We start from the raw sequence: 16,225 nt of genomic DNA, 5'->3' as shown, positions 1-16,225 counted from the left end.
TTTTCGCTCCACACACGACCTGGCATTTCCGCTCCACTTCTCTCACCAACAAAAAAACACCGTTCCATCTACCTGCCAGAACGGTGAAAAATCAACTATTATACTCGCCATCCCATTTGGATACGTCTTAAATCAATCAGTTTGTTATATCCCTTCTTCCATATCCAATAAAGCCGATGACTACTAGAACTAATGCCACTCCAGTCAGAGCGAGCAATGGAACGAGTTCAAAATCTTGCGCGGGCATACTTGGTATATGCCCAAACGGAGACAGCTCAGTCAGCCACTCAGGCAGTTGAAGAGCCCCACCAAGATAAAGGACAAAAAAGGCGTAGACGACAATCGCCCAACTGAATCCGGCTTTACGAGGAAAAAGTCCATATAGGAAAACAGCTAAGCCTATGGCGACCCACAATGCCGGTGCAAAGGCAAGCCCAGCGAAGGTAAGGGCAGGAAGGTAACTAATGTCTCCCATACTCTGAGTTCCTGTTATCCCCATCCCAAAACCTGCCATAAAAAGGAAGACGACACTGCTACTTAGTGCAATCAACAAATAGCTCGCCAATAGTCGTTTCCTGGCAACTGGAGTGGAAAGCAAGGAATCAAGCCGACCTGCTTTTTCTTCACTTCTTAGCCTCAATATGCTTTGGAGTGCCGGTATGGAAGCAAACATTGCAGATACTGTCATAAACATTGCGGCAACACTATCCGCAAGGACCCCGCTTGACATTTCAGGTAGCATACCTTCCAAAGAATCGCCAAGTGCTCCAAACATCTCTTCCGCTTCCCCGATAAAGGCACCGTAGGACATCCCGAAAAGGAGCAATGCAAAGGACCATATAAAAAGATTCGTCCGTTGAAGTCGAAACGCAAGTCCCAATGGGCTAGAAAGGGATTTTGGAGCATCCTCCCTTCCCGGTCGGGGACGGACCAGCCCTGCACCTACATCCCTCATATTACTTAATGGATAAGCAATAACAATGAGCACAATGGTAAAAAATAGACTAAGTAATAAAGGAGTCCAGTCATTCCCCAAAAATGCTTCTGTCTGTTGCGCCCATCCGATTGGGGAAATCCATGACAATGCCTCATTCCCCAAATCACCGACTGCACGAAGGCTGAAAGCAATTGCAAGAATACCAGAACTAAGCCCAGATGCTGCACGTGAATGCTCCATCAGTTGGACAATGACAATAGTCAAGCCTGAAAAAGATATGCCGATGGATGCCATTGCAGTACCAAACAGAAAAGATCCTTCCCAGGTTATCGACTCGACACCTGTTACCCCAAGTCCAACAGCCACAATTAAGCCAAGTAACAGATTCGCTCCAATCGCAAAAATTAATACTGCTGTTGCATTGGCATGTCTACCTACAACCGATGCCCGAACAAGCTCCGACCTGCCTGTCTCCTCCTCTTTACGAGTATGGCGGACAATTAGGAAAATACTCATCAATGCAACCGCAATTCCTACCATGCTCAGCATTTGATGGGACATCATGGAACCGAAATGATAGTCTTCCAAATATAGTTTCGGACCTGTCAACGCAATGGAGGCTGGTGTGGCCATTGTGCCAGCAATCGCTTGGCGATCCATTTCTGAAGGGTACAGCTCTTCAAAACTAATAAGGGTAGCTAGAATCGTTAATGTAATACTGAAAAACCAGACCGGTATCTGTATTCGATCGCGGCGAAGCATAAATCGGAGCAAGGTCCATGTTCCCGATAAGGTCTGCTGTTTTGTCACTGAGTAGCACCACCTTTAGCAGTAGCATTATTCGTATCATCTCCATAGTGTCGCATAAAAAGCTCTTCCAGTGTTGGTGGCGTGCTGGTCAATGTCTTGATTTCATACTGGGTCAGAAAACGTAGGACTCCATCCATTTTGGAGGAATCCACTTGGAAACTTGCTTCCTTGCCTCTTACCTCAAGCTGGTGCACACCAGATAGAGTCTCAAGTCCTTCAAGCTTTTGACCTGCTTGAACCGTGATAAAGGTTCTTGTCAAATGGCGCAACTCTTCAAGTGTACCCGACTCAACAATTTTCCCTTCACGAATAATTCCTACACGGTCACACAGCTTTTCAACCTCTGCCAGGATATGACTAGACAAGAGCACCGTTTTCCCATCGGCTTTTACTTTCGCAACACATTCCTGAAACACCGCTTCCATCAATGGGTCCAATCCTGATGTAGGTTCATCCAGAATAAACAGTTCCGCATCAGATGCAAAGGCAGATACAAGTGCAACCTTTTGACGGTTACCTTTGGAATAGGTACGACATTTTTTGGTGGGATCGAGATTGAATCGTTCGAGCAACTCATTCCGGCGTTTTTTATCCATATCCCCACGCAGGCGGCTGAATAAGTCAATGGCTTCCCCACCGGTCAAATTCGGCCACAGATTCACATCACCGGGAACATAGCTGATTCGCTTATGCAATTCTACCGCATCATTCCATGGGTCTTTACCTAACAGACTGACCTCGCCACTTGTTTTTCGCAAAAGGCCGAGTAGAATCCGAATGGTGGTCGATTTACCTGCTCCATTGGGACCTATAAAGCCGAACACCTCTCCCTCTTTCACCTCCAAGTCGACGCCATCTAGTGCGAGAACCTTCCCATAATACTTGGTTAAATCCTTCAATTGAATTACTGACATCCTAGCCCCTCCGCCCTTTTATTTATAAAAAGCTTTCTGAAAAAGTTCAATATATCCGTCCATTTCCTTGAATGGCGCATTTATATCAAAGCCGTCTGCGCTAATGAACTTGATTTTTTCTTTGCTTTCATTACCAATTCCTTCAATGGTCCAGTAGATCGTCTTGATGGCTTTCTGTATGTCGATATCATCCCGGAACTTGGAATAGTCGAGGTTTTCATACAATTTTTGATAGCTCTCCTTGGCAAATTGCATGGTAATCTGCTCCACATCCTGCTTTACCTCTTCGGAACTTTCTGCAATCGCGCCTTGAAGAAAACTGAAAACCTCCGGATATTTCTTAATCACTCTCAACTTGACGATGGTAATTTGCCTTAACCTCTCAAGTAGATCCGTTTCATTGAAATCAATTTCTGTCATTATCTCTCGGGAAACCCCTATACCATATTCGATCAAAAACAAATACAAATCCTTCTTATTATTGAAATAGTTGAAAAGCGAACCTTTGGAAATGCCTGCATGTTTGACAATCTCATTGGTTGATGCCAATTGGTATCCCTTGCTCGTAAATTCCTGCAAGGAAGCATTAATAATTATTGCTCTTTTTTCATAAGCTAAGTTATGGAATTTAGAATTAATTTTTGTTCACCTTCTTCCTTTTGACCATTGTGGTCACTTCAAATATATCACCAGTGACCAGACTGGTCAATATGTAATTATTGATTAAACAAAAAAAGCTTCCCAAACATCAATGGGAAGCTTTTCGTATTTATACCATCACTTTACAGATATCATTCGTGAATTCCACTGGATCATGGATTGGCAGACCCTCAATCAATAGTGCTTGATGATAGAGCAGGCTAGTGTAGAGTGCCAGCTTTTCTTTATCTGTGGCATGTGCATCCTTCAGTGATTGGAACACTTCATGGTTGGTGTTTATCTCTAACACCTTGTTTGCTTTGATGTTTTGGTTGTCCGGCATCGCTGCAAGGATCTTTTCCATCTCGATGGTCACTTCGCCTTCTGTGGACAAGCAAACAGGATGGGTCTTCAGGCGCTTGGACACCTTTACCTCGCTAACTTTTCCAGAAAGAAGCTCCTTCATCGCTTCAAACAATTCCTTGTTTTCTTCTTGTTTCGCTTCCGTAGCTTTATCATTATCATCTGTTTCAATTCCAAGATCGCCACTGGACACATTCTTGAATTCTTTCTCTTTATAGTTCATGAGCATCTTAATGGCAAATTCATCGATATCTTCTGTGAAATAGAGCATTTCATAACCTTTGTCCAACACCATTTCGGTCTGTGGCAACTTTTCGATTCGCTCCTTGGATTCACCTGTTGCATAGTAGATGTACTTCTGGTCCTCAGGCATTCTGGAAACATACTCATCCAAGGTAACCAGCTTTTTCTCTTTGGATGAGAAGAACATGATGAGGTCCTGCAATGCTTCTTTGTTCGCACCAAAATCTGCATAGATGCCATATTTCAATTGGCGGCCAAAAGCCTGGTAGAACTTCTCATAGTTTTCGCGCTCATCCTTCAGCATGCTTTGAAGTGCACTTTTGATTTTCTTTGCCAGGTTTTTCGCTATGAATGTCAATTGGCGGTCCTGCTGCAGCATTTCACGGGAGATGTTCAGCGATAGGTCCTCCGAATCCACAAGGCCTTTGACAAAACTGAAGTGATCAGGCAGCAGGTCGGCACACTTGTTCATGATCAGCACGCCGCTCGAATATAGCTCCAAGCCCTTCTCGAACTCCTTAGAATAGTAGTCATACGGCATATTTTCCGGAACATAGAGGATGGCATTGTATCGAATCGTACCATCTACACTCACATGAAGATGCTTGAGTGGCTTATCAAAGCCGTAATGCTTTTCCTGATAAAATTTCTCGTAGTCTTCTTTCGTCAATTCGTTTTTATTTTTCCGCCAGATCGGGACCATGCTGTTGATGGTCTGTTCCTCACGTGTTTCCTCCAACTCCTGATCGTCTTCGGATTTAGGCTTGGTAGTGGTGACATCCATCTTGATCGGGTAGCGGATAAAGTCGGAGTATTTTTTGATGATCGCTTTTAGACGATACTCCTCCAAATATTCATCGTAGCTCTCGTCTTCGGTGTTTTCTTTTATTTTCAATATGATCGTTGTGCCAACTGTTTCCTTTTCAGCAGGTTCAATCGTATAACCTTCTGCACCCTCTGACTTCCATTTGAAGGCATCATCCTGCCTTAACGCCCTACTGATTACTGTTACAACATCCGCAACCATGAACGCTGCATAGAAGCCGACACCAAATTGTCCGATAATATCAAAGCCATCCTTGATTTCATTTTCCTTTTTGAAAGCCAAGGAGCCACTCTTTGCAATGACACCAAGATTCGCTTCAAGCTCTTCCTTCGTCATTCCAATCCCTGTATCCACGATTGTTAAAGTACGTTCCTCTTTGTTTGGAATCACTTTTATAAAGTAGTTATCCTTATCGAACGTCATCGAATCATCCGTCAATGCTCTGTAATAGATTTTATCCATCGCGTCACTTGCGTTGGAGATCAACTCGCGAAGAAATACCTCTCGCTGGGAGTAGATCGAGTTAATCATCATTTCTAATATTCTTTTCGATTCAGCTTGGAATTCTTTCTTAGCCATGCTCACAATCTCCTTCCAGATATGAATATGTATTTAGCACTCTCCTATTAAGAGTGCTAACCCCACTAAATAATTATCACATTTGGATATTTTATGTCAATAGTTTTGAGCAAAAAGAAAAGCAGTACATTTCACAAAGAAATGTACTGCCACTTTTAAGCGCTTTTTGAAATGTCAGGTACACTTATTTGCCCTTTCAATTTCCGGTCATAGATGCTAGTGGTGAAAATGGCGATGAGCATCAAGCCCATCAGCACGCCAAACAGCATTTCCATGCCATGAAGATCCACCAATATTCCACCCATCAATGGACCGAGCATCCTGCCCCCGGTTGCGGTGCTGTTTACAATACCCTGATAGAAGCCTTCCCTTCCTTTAGGCGCAAGGTCGTTTGCAACGGTTGGCACGGCAGGCCAGACAAACATCTCGCCTACGGTAAGGATGACCATGGCTGTGACAAAGGCCGTATACTGCTCAGCTGTCCCGGCAACGGCAAAGGAAGCGATAAATATCATCATCCCTACCATGATTTGTGCTTTTAACGTCTTCGTGTACCTTTTTACAATATAGGATATCAAAGGCTGGGCCAATACGATTAGCGCACCATTGATCGTCCAAAGAATACTGTACTGCTTAAGTGATATCCCAAGAGACTGCGTGTGCGTTGCGATCGAAGTCTGCCATTGTACATATCCCATCCAGCAAAGAAGGTATCCAATACAAACAATCAGAAGTGCATAAAGCTTTGTATGATCTTTGATTTTTTTGGAATGATCCAGGACTGATGACTGGACGGTCGGATTCGCCTGAATGCCTCTGTAGCCAATCAGTGCAATAAGGAAGAATATCGCATACGTTACTGTGTTCGCCAGGAATATGTAGTCAAAGCGAATATCCGCTACAAGTCCTCCAAGCGCAGCACCTATGGCAACCCCCAGGTTCTGCGACACATACATCGCGTTGAATGATTTTCTTCCGCCTTCTTTCCAAACAGATCCAGCCATTGCATACATGGAAGGAAAAACGATTCCTGATCCGAAACCGATGATGGTTAAATAAATGATATAAAAATTCCATGAATGATTTACCGTCATCCCTATTAATGCGGTGATTGTGATGGAAATACCGAGCAGAATCGACCTATAACCACCGATTTTATCAAACAGGTACCCGCCAATCAGGTTTCCAAGAACACTTGCCCCTGCATTGACCATAAGCACAAGCCCTGCAACAGACAAGGATTTGCCTAGAATATCATGAATATATATAGTATTTAACGGCCATAAAAAAGAAGCCCCTGTTACGTTTATTGCCATACCAACAACAAGCAACCAAAGAGCTTTGGGCATTTTCAACATATTGCATGCCCTCCTTTAACCAATTATTTCGAAAGCCAAAATAATTGTAATCGGTTTTGTTCCCAGTTTCAATACAAATTGTTTGAAATGGGAAAATGTAATAATTAAGACAATTTTGGGGTCTGGCCCCTTAAAGAAAAAAGCGCAGCCTAATGGCCACGCCTTTGTTCTTTTTCGCTGTGATTTTTGGATCTGACCGGTTGGGAACGCTTTAGGTTCTGTTGCTTTACATCTTTCACGGGATTATATTCTGCACCCATTTCCACGGTGTTTCCTGTCTTTTGTTCAGGATTATTCTGTTTGGAACGCTTTTTCATTAAATTCGCCTCCGATGTTAGTGCCTTAACAAGGTCATGTCGTTTTGAAGACTTTGCAGCTGCAGTCTCATACGATTGAGCTGCTCACGCTGCTGGGCATTACAGCTGTAAGAAAGATGCATCAAATCATTATAGGTCGTTTCTATCTGTTCCTGTGCATTCGTAAACTCTGTATCATTGTAGTGCTCCAGCTGCTGCGCTTCGCTATATTGCGCATGTGCATTCCGTAAAGTATCCTCACATTGCTGAATAAATTGTTCCACTGATTGTCTAGTTGCCATTTTTTTCACCTCACACTTAATTGTGATGCTCCTTTTTATTTTGCACATTTTTCTTTGTGGCATTCGGTAAAAGCCTACAGGAAAATTCTTGTCAATAAATGAAAGTCCGAAATCAAATTGTAAGCCTTCCCTCATACGTGCTAAAATCATGTAGGATTAAAAAAAGAGGAGGATGACGGATGACCAATATAAAAAGTAAAAATCCGTTTCCATATTCCGTTGAGGACAAGCGATATCACACCTGGAACTATCATCTACGCCAAACCTTCGGACATAAGGTATTCAAGGTAGCTTTGGACGGTGGATTTGATTGTCCAAACCGTGATGGCACGGTGGCACACGGAGGATGCACATTTTGTAGTGCAGCAGGATCCGGTGATTTTGCCGGCAACCGTGCAGATGACTTAATTACACAATTTAATGAAGTAAAAGATAAAATGCACCATAAATGGAAAGACGGAAAATACATGGCCTATTTCCAAGCCTTCACCAATACCCATGCACCTGTAGTAGAGCTTCGTGAAAAGTACGAGACCGTATTAAGTCAGGAAGGTGTGGTGGGATTGTCCATTGGCACTCGGCCGGACTGTCTGCCTGATGATGTAGTCGAATATTTGGCAGAACTTAATGAGCGGACCTACCTTTGGGTGGAGCTGGGACTTCAGACCGTTCACGAAAGAACTGCCCTGCTAATCAATCGTGCGCATGATTTTGAGATGTATAAAGAAGGCGTCCAAAAACTCCGTAAACACGGCATCAGGGTCTGCTCCCATATTATCAACGGACTTCCGTTGGAAGATACTAAAATGATGATGGAAACGGCACAAGCTGTTGCTGACCTAGACGTGCAAGGCATCAAAATCCATCTCCTTCACCTTTTGAAAGGGACGCCGATGGTCAAGCAATATGAAAAAGGCCTGCTTGAGTTCTTAACCTTCGATGATTACATCAAGCTAGTATGTGACCAGCTTGAGATCCTTCCACCAGAGATGATTGTTCATCGAATAACAGGCGATGGTCCCATTGATATCATGATCGGGCCGATGTGGAGCGTGGACAAGTGGTCCGTGCTGAATGCGATAGATGCAGAACTGAAACAGCGTGACAGCTATCAAGGAAAATATTATGTACCGAAAAAAGAGGCGATGGAATGAAGCTGGAGCGAGTATTGCCATATAGCAAAAAAATATTGAAGCTCGCCGTTTCCGAGGGGGATATTGCTGTGGATTGCACCATTGGAAACGGCCATGACACAGTCTTTCTTGCCGAATTGGTCGGACCAACTGGACATGTTTATGGCTTCGATATCCAAAAGGAAGCAATCAGCGCCACAGTCGAGCAAGTGCAGACATCCAAGTTTACGGATCGCGTGACATTATTTCAGGAAAGTCACGCCCGCCTTTTGGAACTGATTCTAAAAGCCGATCACTCCAAAATACGCGGGGCAATTTTCAATCTGGGGTATCTTCCGGGCGGCGATAAGGAAATTGTGACACTTGCCGAAAGTACGATTGCTGCGGTGGAACAGCTTTTGTCAGTTATGGAAAAGGAAGCGGTCATCGTGCTTGTCGTCTACCATGGCCACCCTGAAGGTCAGGTCGAACGGGACGAACTGCTGGATTATGTTACAACCCTTGACCAAAAAAGAGCCCATGTCCTGCAGTACCGATTTATGAATCAAGTGAACAACCCACCTTTTATTATTGCGATTGAAAAGAAATAGCGCGTAGCTGCGGGATGAAGTGCTTTTGATGGACTTTTTGTGCTTGCATCACCATGAAAAAGTCCTTCATCCGCTTTATGATGGACCTTTCGCGACTGCATCATCATGGAAAAGTCCTTCATCCGCTTTATGATGGACTTTTCGCGACTGCATCATCATGAAAAAGTCCTTCATCCGCTTTATGATGGACTTTTTGCGACTGCATCACCATGAAAAAGTCCTTCATAACCGCTATGAAGGACTTTTCCTTTAATTGTAAACACGTCACTACGAACTCTCACGCCAGCGCTGAATTCTACGGTAAGCACGTCCATTCACATAAAAAAAGTACGCCGTTCCGCCACTCGAGCGGATAATACTTTTTGCCATCCCGGAAACATTTTTGCAATCATGGACTTTGCGATCGGAGAGATATACCCCGAGCAGCCCACGATTGATCAACCGGTGGAATTTCTCAAAAGGCAGTCCAGTAGTATGCTCATCCGCTTTTGCAACAAAATGCTTCAGCCGCTCCATCAAGACTTCTTCATCGCTATAGTACGTACAAAAGTTCAGATCCCCACCTGCCAAGTCCTCCTCCTGGTCGATAAAGTAATCAAGCAAAATGTGGAGACCCTGAATGTATGGAAAATAACCACCTACGATTTTCGAGGCATGCTGCTCCGAAAAATCCTCACGAAACGATTGGGATACCAGACAGAAGATACCGAGGGTCGAGCCTGAACATGCAGAAAATTCATACCATTCCATCTGGGGAAGCTCCTCCCTATATGTGGCGAACCATTTTTCCAGCCGTGGAACCCGCTCCTCCACCACAACATGCTTATGTATTTGCAGATCACAGTAATATTGGCAAAGCTTCAATAAATGGGGAAAAATAATGGGGTAGTGTTCAATATCTTTCAGCACACTTTGACAGGTGCTTACCAAGTCAGCCAGATACCCGCCATCCTCCTGTTCCTCCCGAAAGCGGTAATAGTCCTTGACAGGGGAACCGACAGTCAACGCATCCTTCATCGATTCATGCAGCGCTTCAAAATCGACTGGATCGAGTGAGGTGCTTCGGTCACATAGGTTGTCCAGATAATCACTGATTGTCTGGTAGGCTACAATAAACTTAATCGCCTTTTGAATATCGGCGCCTGCCAGCAAGGAAAGGATTCCCCCACCCTCGCAATGAAACGCTTTTGAATCAATGCTGGCCAGTGCCTGCGTCCTTAATTCAGCATCCGGAATCTCACTGGCCCTACTTTTCCAATAGACCAATTCTTCATAGACAACAGGAAAAACATGACAATACACACTTTTCATAAGGGAAAAAGGATGGGTAGGTACCTTCAAGCTTATTCACTTCCTTCTAATTGTAAGTCAAAAAAGGATTTCGCATAGCGGAATACCTTATCCCGCTCCGGTTCATTGAAAATCTCATGATATAGTCCATTCCATTCCTTATAGCTTTTTTCTTTGGCCCCTAAGGAATTGAACCATATGACAGATGCTTCTTTATCTACAATTAAATCATCTCCAGCCTGCATAAGCAAAACAGGAATATCCGGGAACTTATCAATGCTCGTATATGCATGGTTCATCGATTGGACGAGCTCACGATACCATCTGACGGAAACCTTGGTAATATACAATTGGTCATCGGCAGCATTTTTGATAATTTCTTCGTTGCGTGTAGCCTTGTCAATTGTCAGCCCGGTATTGAATTTTGTCTTTGGCAGAATAAAATTCAAGCCCTTCGAAAGTACATCCAGCCCTTTAGCCGGATGATGAAGCAACTTCAAGCATGGTGATGAAAGAATGACCCCTGCCACAAGCAACGGACTTTTCTCCTGTAGTGTCCGGATGACTGCCAGGCCTCCCATGCTATGACCGATAATAAAAACTGGCGGCTTCAGAAGGTACGCCTCCTTGATCCAGTTTTCCACTTCTTCTATATATTCATCGAACGTATCGATATGTCCTCTTCTTCTAGTGGAAAGTCCTTGACCAGGCAGATCCCCCATCACCACGTTGAACCCATTTGCCTTCCATTGGTCGATCAACCATGGATAACGCCCATGGTGTTCTTGGGCACCATGGACGATCACCACGGTTCCCTTCGGATTTTCGCCCTCCCATTTCCACATAAAAAACACTCCCTTAATTACTTCAAGTATCTTTCTGATATAATAAAATAAAACAAATCTATATGACAAGTTGGAGGCACTCATGTATAAAATATACCCTTATCACGATAAAAAACCCCAGATAGATTCCACTGCTTTTCTCGCTGATTTTTCCGTCATTACAGGGGATGTAACAATCGGGAAAGAAAGCAGCATCTGGTTTCACACTGTCATTCGCGGGGATGTCGCCCCTACCATCATCGGGGACAGAGTCAACATCCAGGATCAGTCCCTCTTGCATCAAAGTCCGAATAGACCTCTTATTATAGAAGATGACGTGACAGTTGGCCACCAATGCACCTTACATAGTTCCTTCATCAGAAAAAACGCCTTGATCGGAATGGGCTCCATCATTCTTGATGGTGCAGAAATCGGGGAGGGCTCCTTTATCGGTGCGGGCAGTCTTGTCTCCCCCGGAAAAAAGATCCCACCAAACACGCTTGCCTTCGGACGTCCTGCAAAAGTGGTCCGTGAATTGACCGAGGAGGATAAAAAGGACATGGCACGAATTCGCAGAGAGTATGTGGAAAAAGGTCAATATTACAAATCGCTGCAGACGTAACTCGCTTCTTTACCGCGACCGTTATGATTTCATAACGGTTTTTTTATTTTCATCGGGATAAATTAACCCTTTTTTTACAATCGCTTATCATTTCCTAAATAATCACTACTTACAATATAGTTAACAAATCAATTTCTTTGTTAAGGGGTTGTGGAAAATGATCAAATTCCTACACAATTTTTATGACTTTGATTGTCATGTATTTCGTGGAATTAATCGGCATTTCGAAAAGAAAGCACTAAACCTTTTCTTCCGCACCATCACTCATGCCGGTGGCGCAACCTTTACTATCTGCACTATTCTATTCATTATTCTCCTTGCATCCAGTTCTTTGAAATACGCAGCCATTGCAAGCGGGCTCGCCCTTGCAATAAGCCATATTCCTGTATCGATTATGAAAAAATTCTATCCGAGAAAACGCCCTTATCTTGCATTAACCGAAATAAAAGTGGCCAGCAACCCATTAAAGGATCATTCCTTCCCTTCCGGCCATACCACTGCCATTTTTTCGGCTGTTCTCCCATTCATCCTGTATGCACCTATGCTTGCAGCCTTTCTCCTTCCTCTGGCAATAAGCGTGGGCATTTCGAGGATGTACCTCGGTCTTCACTATCCATCAGATGTGGCAGTCGGCTGTATCCTCGGAACCTCTGTAGGATGCTTATCCTATATGGCACTTGCTTCATTTTATCCAAATGCACTTATATAAAAGATAAATTGTTGAAATGGGGGATTCTTATGAAAATAGCGATCTTCACCGATACTTTTGCACCGGATGTTAATGGTGTTGCCAGGACGTTAAAGAGATTTACCGCATATTTAGAGAAGAACAACATCGAATATCGGGTTTTTGCACCTGTTAGCTCAGGGGAAGACCTGTTCTCGAGTCACGTACATCGATTTGCGAGCCTTCCCTTCTTCCTGTATCCTGAATGCAGGATTGCGCTTCCTAATATGATTTCCGTAAAGGCTGAGTTACAGAAATTCCAGCCAGACATCATTCATGTGGCAACCCCGTTCAACATCGGCTTATGCGGTTTGCACTACGCAAAAAAACTCAACATTCCGGTTGTCGGTTCCTATCATACCGACTTTGATAAATACCTCGAATATTACGACCTTCAATTTCTCACCAAATTTCTATGGACATACATGAGATGGTTTCACCGGCCGCTACGAAAAATTTTCGTACCTTCTATTGATACCCAGGAGCACTTGAAAAAACACGGCTTCACCAATACCGCCATTTGGCCGCGAGGGGTGGATTGCAATCTGTTTGATCCCGGAACAACCTCTTCTTCAATAAAAGAAAAATTCCAAATCAAAGAAAAATACTTGATCAGCTTTGTAGGCAGACTTGCACCTGAAAAAGATGTGGCACTACTGCCTGCCATTGAAGCAGCCCTGCCACAGCATATCCGTGAACATACACACTGGCTCATTGTCGGAGATGGTCCTCTGAAGCAGGACTTAATGAAGCAGGCACCTTCAAACATGACCTTTGGCGGATTCCGTTCAGGCTCCGAGCTGACGGAAATCTATGCAGCCTCCGATCTTTTTGTCTTTCCTTCTGCAACAGAAACTTTTGGCAATGTCGTCCTTGAATCCCTGGCTTGTGGAACTCCGGTAATCGGGGCAGACGCTGGAGGTGTACGTACCATCATTGAGAACGGTGTGACAGGAATATTATGTCCAGAAAAAAATATCGAAGCTTTTGCAGGAGCCATTGCTTCCCTTCTTCATGATTCATCCTTGCGAAAAGGGATGGGCTTGGCCGGCAGGCAATATGCCCTCTTGCAGTCATGGGACGCCATTTTTGAAAGATTATTGTCCGAATATCATCTTGCATTACAAGTTGAGGAACTTCAGGAACTCGCTTAGTTCAAGGAATAGAGTAATTCCCTTTTACAGAAAACTTGCAACCTTCCGATATTATTGTATATAATAATGATAATCTGACGAACGGAAAGGAGGAAATGAGATGTTACTATCTGTAAAGCTTCGCGGGCAATACTTGTCGTACTTACATTTATGCCGCGCGATTTTTCATGATTCATTTGTTAACGGGATACGTCTGTCCTTTTTTAACAAACTGAATACATGCTGCAGATAGTAAGAGATCTCTCACCCCTCCATAATCCCACTTTTCATTGTGGGTATGTAATGAAAGCCATGGGTTAAGAAGACTCCTTCTTACTCATGGTTTTTTTGTGTTCAAAAAAATATTCTTAAGGAGCTCATTAACATGATGCTATGTACAATAAATGAAATAAGCAAAAGCTTTGCAGGAACGAAAATCTTCGAAAACTTATCCCTCGATATTCAGGAAAAGGACCGAATCGGATTAGTCGGCAGGAATGGCAGTGGCAAAACCACGATTTTTCAGCTGATTAGCGGAAAAGAGGCATCTGATACAGGGGCCATTCATATTAAGAAAGGCATAAACGTCGGATATCTATCACAGATTCCTTCTTTCCCTGACGGTACCACAGGAGAGGATGTACTTTCATCAGCTTTTTCCGAAGCAATGGTGATACAGGAAAAGCTGAGGGCACTTGAGCTGCATATGACCCAGGAAACAGATGAAACCAAGCTTCAACGAATAATGGAGGAGTATGGTGTCCTTCAGGAGCGCTTCTCATTTATGGGAGGCTATGAAATCGAAGCCGAGATACAGAAGATAGCAAACGGATTAAAGATTTCACATCTGCTTTCACAAAAGTTTGACAGCCTAAGTGGTGGAGAGCAGACGAAAATTTGTCTTGGTTTTATTCTATTGCAAAACCCGGAACTGCTATTACTGGATGAACCGACCAACCATCTGGATATTTACTCGGTTGAGTGGCTGGAGCAATATTTGCGTGACTACTCGGGTACAGTTGTTGTCATCTCCCATGATCGCTACTTCCTGGACGAGGTTGCATCCAAAATCATCGATCTTGAAGATGGGGAAACACATGTCTACCACACAAACTACAGCGGTTTTATTAAAGAAAAAGAAGAGCGCCTACTCCTTGAGTTTGCAGCCTATCAGGAGCAGCAGAAAAAAATCAAAAAGATGAAAGAGACCATTAAACGCCTGAAGGAATGGGCCAACCAGGCGAATCCGCCAAATGCTGCGATGCACCGACGCGCAAAAAGCATGCAAAAGGCCCTGGATAGAATGGAAAAGGTGAAACGTCCTATTCTGGAGAGAAAGGCAATGGGTCTTCAATTTGAAGGAAGCGAACGGAGCGGGAAAGACGTCCTTACAATGGAAGGTTTGGCAAAATCCTTTGGCCGACGTACGCTCTTTGATCAGCTTGATTTCCATGTTTATTTTCAGGAAAGAGTAGCGATTATCGGCCAAAATGGAACAGGAAAAACCACTCTCCTGAAAATTCTTTTGGGCGAGGAAAGTCATGATTCAGGTGAATTAAAGGTAGGCAGCAATGTGAAAATCGGGTACCTCTCTCAGCATGTGGAGGCCGCCACCCCTAAACAGACGCTGATCGACGCTTTTCGGGAATACGTACCAATCACCCAGGAACAGGCACGACATGTTCTTGCGAAGTTTCTTTTCTACGGTCCTTCTGTATTTAAAAGGGTGGAAAATTTAAGCGGAGGAGAAAAAATGCGTTTACGTTTGGCCCAGCTGATGTATCAAGATATCAACCTCCTTATACTCGATGAACCGACCAACCATCTGGACATTGAATCTCGGGAAGTCCTGGAGGAAGCGCTAGAGGATTTCGGCGGCACGATAGTTACCGTGTCGCATGACCGCTACTTTTTGAATAAATATTTTGAGAAAACTTGCTGGCTCGAAAGCGGGAGGCTCACCACTTATACCGGCAACTACCAATATGCTCGGAATAAGAGAAAAGAATTGGAAAAAGATAAATTGCAAACCGTTGTTTCAGATACGGAAAGAAAGAAGGAAATTGTTTCTAAGGAACGAGTAAGAAGTAATGCCCCAACTACCATCGAGCCCGAGAAGATAGAGGCAAAATTGGAGGAACTGGAACTTGCAATATTCGAGTTGGAAGCACAGATGGAAAAAGAGACAGATCTTGTGGCCCTGCAAAAGTATCAAGATGAATGGAATAACAGAGAATCAGAACGCTCCTCCCTCTATGAATTGTTGGAGGATGCGCTTTAAACCAGTTTTGAGAAGTGTAGACAGGCGATCTATTTCGCCTGTTTTTTTGTTGTATGGCTTGTTTTTTTGTGCAGTTTCGAGTGAATTTTTTTTATATAGGTTACTTTTCATGAAATACGAAGTTTCCCAGGTGGATTTCGCAAGGCAATTTTAAGATATCAACGAAAATTTTCATATATCCACGATTCCGGACATTATATCAACGAGAAAAAAATTATATCAATGAAAATAAAAATATATCAACGAAAAACAGTTGCATATCGATAAAACGCATTTTCTCACAAAATCCGACATCTCTACGCAATGCAACTAGCAAGCCACTCCCCAAAACAAAAAACTGCCGCCAAACCAGGCACAT

17 protein-coding genes are annotated in these 16,225 nt (G+C 43.6%); 7 read left to right on the top strand and 10 right to left on the bottom strand.

All coding sequences use genetic code 11. From position 1 onward, the window contains the following. Nucleotides 1-136 precede the first annotated feature (136 nt). From ABN702_RS02460 to ABN702_RS02430, 7 genes are all read right to left on the bottom strand, one after another. Complete coding sequence (locus ABN702_RS02460) at nt 137-1,747, bottom strand: ABC transporter permease (RefSeq protein WP_417899251.1); 1,611 nt, start codon at nt 1,745-1,747, stop codon at nt 137-139. Beyond that, the gene (locus ABN702_RS02455; RefSeq protein ID WP_417899250.1) at nt 1,744-2,661 is read right to left on the bottom strand and encodes an ATP-binding cassette domain-containing protein; all 918 of its coding nucleotides are present in this window, start codon (nt 2,659-2,661) and stop codon (nt 1,744-1,746) included. Before ABN702_RS02455 ends, ABN702_RS02460 begins: the two co-directional genes overlap by 4 nt. An 18-nt stretch (nt 2,662-2,679) precedes the next feature. Then, nucleotides 2,680-3,252, bottom strand: coding sequence for a TetR/AcrR family transcriptional regulator (locus ABN702_RS02450; protein WP_417900796.1), 573 nt, complete (start codon nt 3,250-3,252; stop codon nt 2,680-2,682). Nucleotides 3,253-3,430: 178 nt separating this feature from the next. Next, nucleotides 3,431-5,311 carry a molecular chaperone HtpG gene (htpG, locus tag ABN702_RS02445; protein WP_417899249.1) on the bottom strand — a complete coding sequence of 627 codons (1,881 nt, stop codon included), beginning with the start codon at nt 5,309-5,311 and terminating at the stop codon, nt 3,431-3,433. A 155-nt stretch (nt 5,312-5,466) separates the two neighbouring features. After that, entirely contained in the window at nt 5,467-6,660 is a 1,194-nt protein-coding gene (locus ABN702_RS02440; RefSeq protein WP_417900795.1) for an MDR family MFS transporter, read from the bottom strand. 158 nt (nt 6,661-6,818) lie between these two features. Beyond that, a complete protein-coding gene (locus tag ABN702_RS02435; RefSeq protein WP_204418196.1) occupies nt 6,819-6,986 on the bottom strand; it encodes a glycogen biosynthesis protein GlgD in 168 nt (55 codons plus the stop codon). Nucleotides 6,987-7,003: 17 nt separating this feature from the next. Further along, nucleotides 7,004-7,267: a YtzC family protein gene (locus tag ABN702_RS02430; RefSeq protein ID WP_417899248.1), complete on the bottom strand. Its 264-nt coding sequence runs from the start codon at nt 7,265-7,267 to the stop codon at nt 7,004-7,006. A gap of 188 nt (nt 7,268-7,455) precedes the next feature. Here ABN702_RS02430 and ABN702_RS02425 point away from each other — a divergent pair, with 188 nt between their 5' ends. After that, a complete protein-coding gene (locus ABN702_RS02425) occupies nt 7,456-8,421 on the top strand; it encodes a TIGR01212 family radical SAM protein (RefSeq protein WP_417900794.1) in 966 nt (321 codons plus the stop codon). After that, on the top strand, nt 8,418-8,990 hold the full coding sequence (locus tag ABN702_RS02420; protein WP_417899247.1) for a class I SAM-dependent methyltransferase: 573 nt from the start codon (nt 8,418-8,420) through the stop codon (nt 8,988-8,990). Before ABN702_RS02425 ends, ABN702_RS02420 begins: the two co-directional genes overlap by 4 nt. Nucleotides 8,991-9,117: 127 nt before the next feature. Here ABN702_RS02420 and ABN702_RS02415 read toward each other — a convergent pair whose 3' ends face one another. The 3 genes from ABN702_RS02415 to ABN702_RS02405 are packed head-to-tail and all read right to left on the bottom strand — an operon-like array spanning nt 9,118 to nt 11,125. Continuing rightward, complete coding sequence (locus ABN702_RS02415; protein WP_417899246.1) at nt 9,118-9,258, bottom strand: hypothetical protein; 141 nt, start codon at nt 9,256-9,258, stop codon at nt 9,118-9,120. Then, nucleotides 9,258-10,331, bottom strand: coding sequence for a tetraprenyl-beta-curcumene synthase family protein (locus tag ABN702_RS02410; RefSeq protein WP_417899245.1), 1,074 nt, complete (start codon nt 10,329-10,331; stop codon nt 9,258-9,260). The genes ABN702_RS02415 and ABN702_RS02410 overlap by 1 nt, the downstream gene beginning before the upstream one ends. A gap of 2 nt (nt 10,332-10,333) precedes the next feature. Next, nucleotides 10,334-11,125, bottom strand: a complete 792-nt coding sequence (locus ABN702_RS02405; RefSeq protein ID WP_417899244.1) for a lysophospholipase — start codon at nt 11,123-11,125, stop codon at nt 10,334-10,336. 82 nt (nt 11,126-11,207) lie between these two features. Between ABN702_RS02405 and ABN702_RS02400 the strand changes: the two genes are divergently transcribed. The 5 genes from ABN702_RS02400 to abc-f all read left to right on the top strand — a co-directional run bounded on the left by ABN702_RS02400 (nt 11,208) and on the right by abc-f (nt 15,867). Beyond that, the gene (locus tag ABN702_RS02400) at nt 11,208-11,726 is read left to right on the top strand and encodes a gamma carbonic anhydrase family protein (protein ID WP_417899243.1); all 519 of its coding nucleotides are present in this window, start codon (nt 11,208-11,210) and stop codon (nt 11,724-11,726) included. A gap of 157 nt (nt 11,727-11,883) precedes the next feature. Further along, complete coding sequence (locus ABN702_RS02395; RefSeq protein WP_417899242.1) at nt 11,884-12,435, top strand: phosphatase PAP2 family protein; 552 nt, start codon at nt 11,884-11,886, stop codon at nt 12,433-12,435. 29 nt (nt 12,436-12,464) lie between these two features. Continuing rightward, complete coding sequence (locus tag ABN702_RS02390) at nt 12,465-13,607, top strand: glycosyltransferase family 4 protein (protein WP_417899241.1); 1,143 nt, start codon at nt 12,465-12,467, stop codon at nt 13,605-13,607. Between the two features lie 100 nt (nt 13,608-13,707). After that, nucleotides 13,708-13,839 (top strand): RAxF-45 family protein, encoded by a 132-nt coding sequence (locus ABN702_RS02385; protein WP_417899240.1) that lies wholly within the window; start codon nt 13,708-13,710, stop codon nt 13,837-13,839. 132 nt (nt 13,840-13,971) lie between these two features. Next, nucleotides 13,972-15,867, top strand: a complete 1,896-nt coding sequence (gene abc-f, locus ABN702_RS02380) for a ribosomal protection-like ABC-F family protein (protein WP_417899239.1) — start codon at nt 13,972-13,974, stop codon at nt 15,865-15,867. Nucleotides 15,868-16,225 lie beyond the last annotated feature (358 nt).

The organism is Bacillus haimaensis (assembly GCF_048270625.1).
In the GTDB taxonomy this organism is placed as follows: Bacteria; Bacillota; Bacilli; order Bacillales; family Bacillaceae_I; genus Sutcliffiella_A; species Sutcliffiella_A haimaensis.
This window is presented reverse-complemented; position numbering and strand designations above follow the sequence as displayed.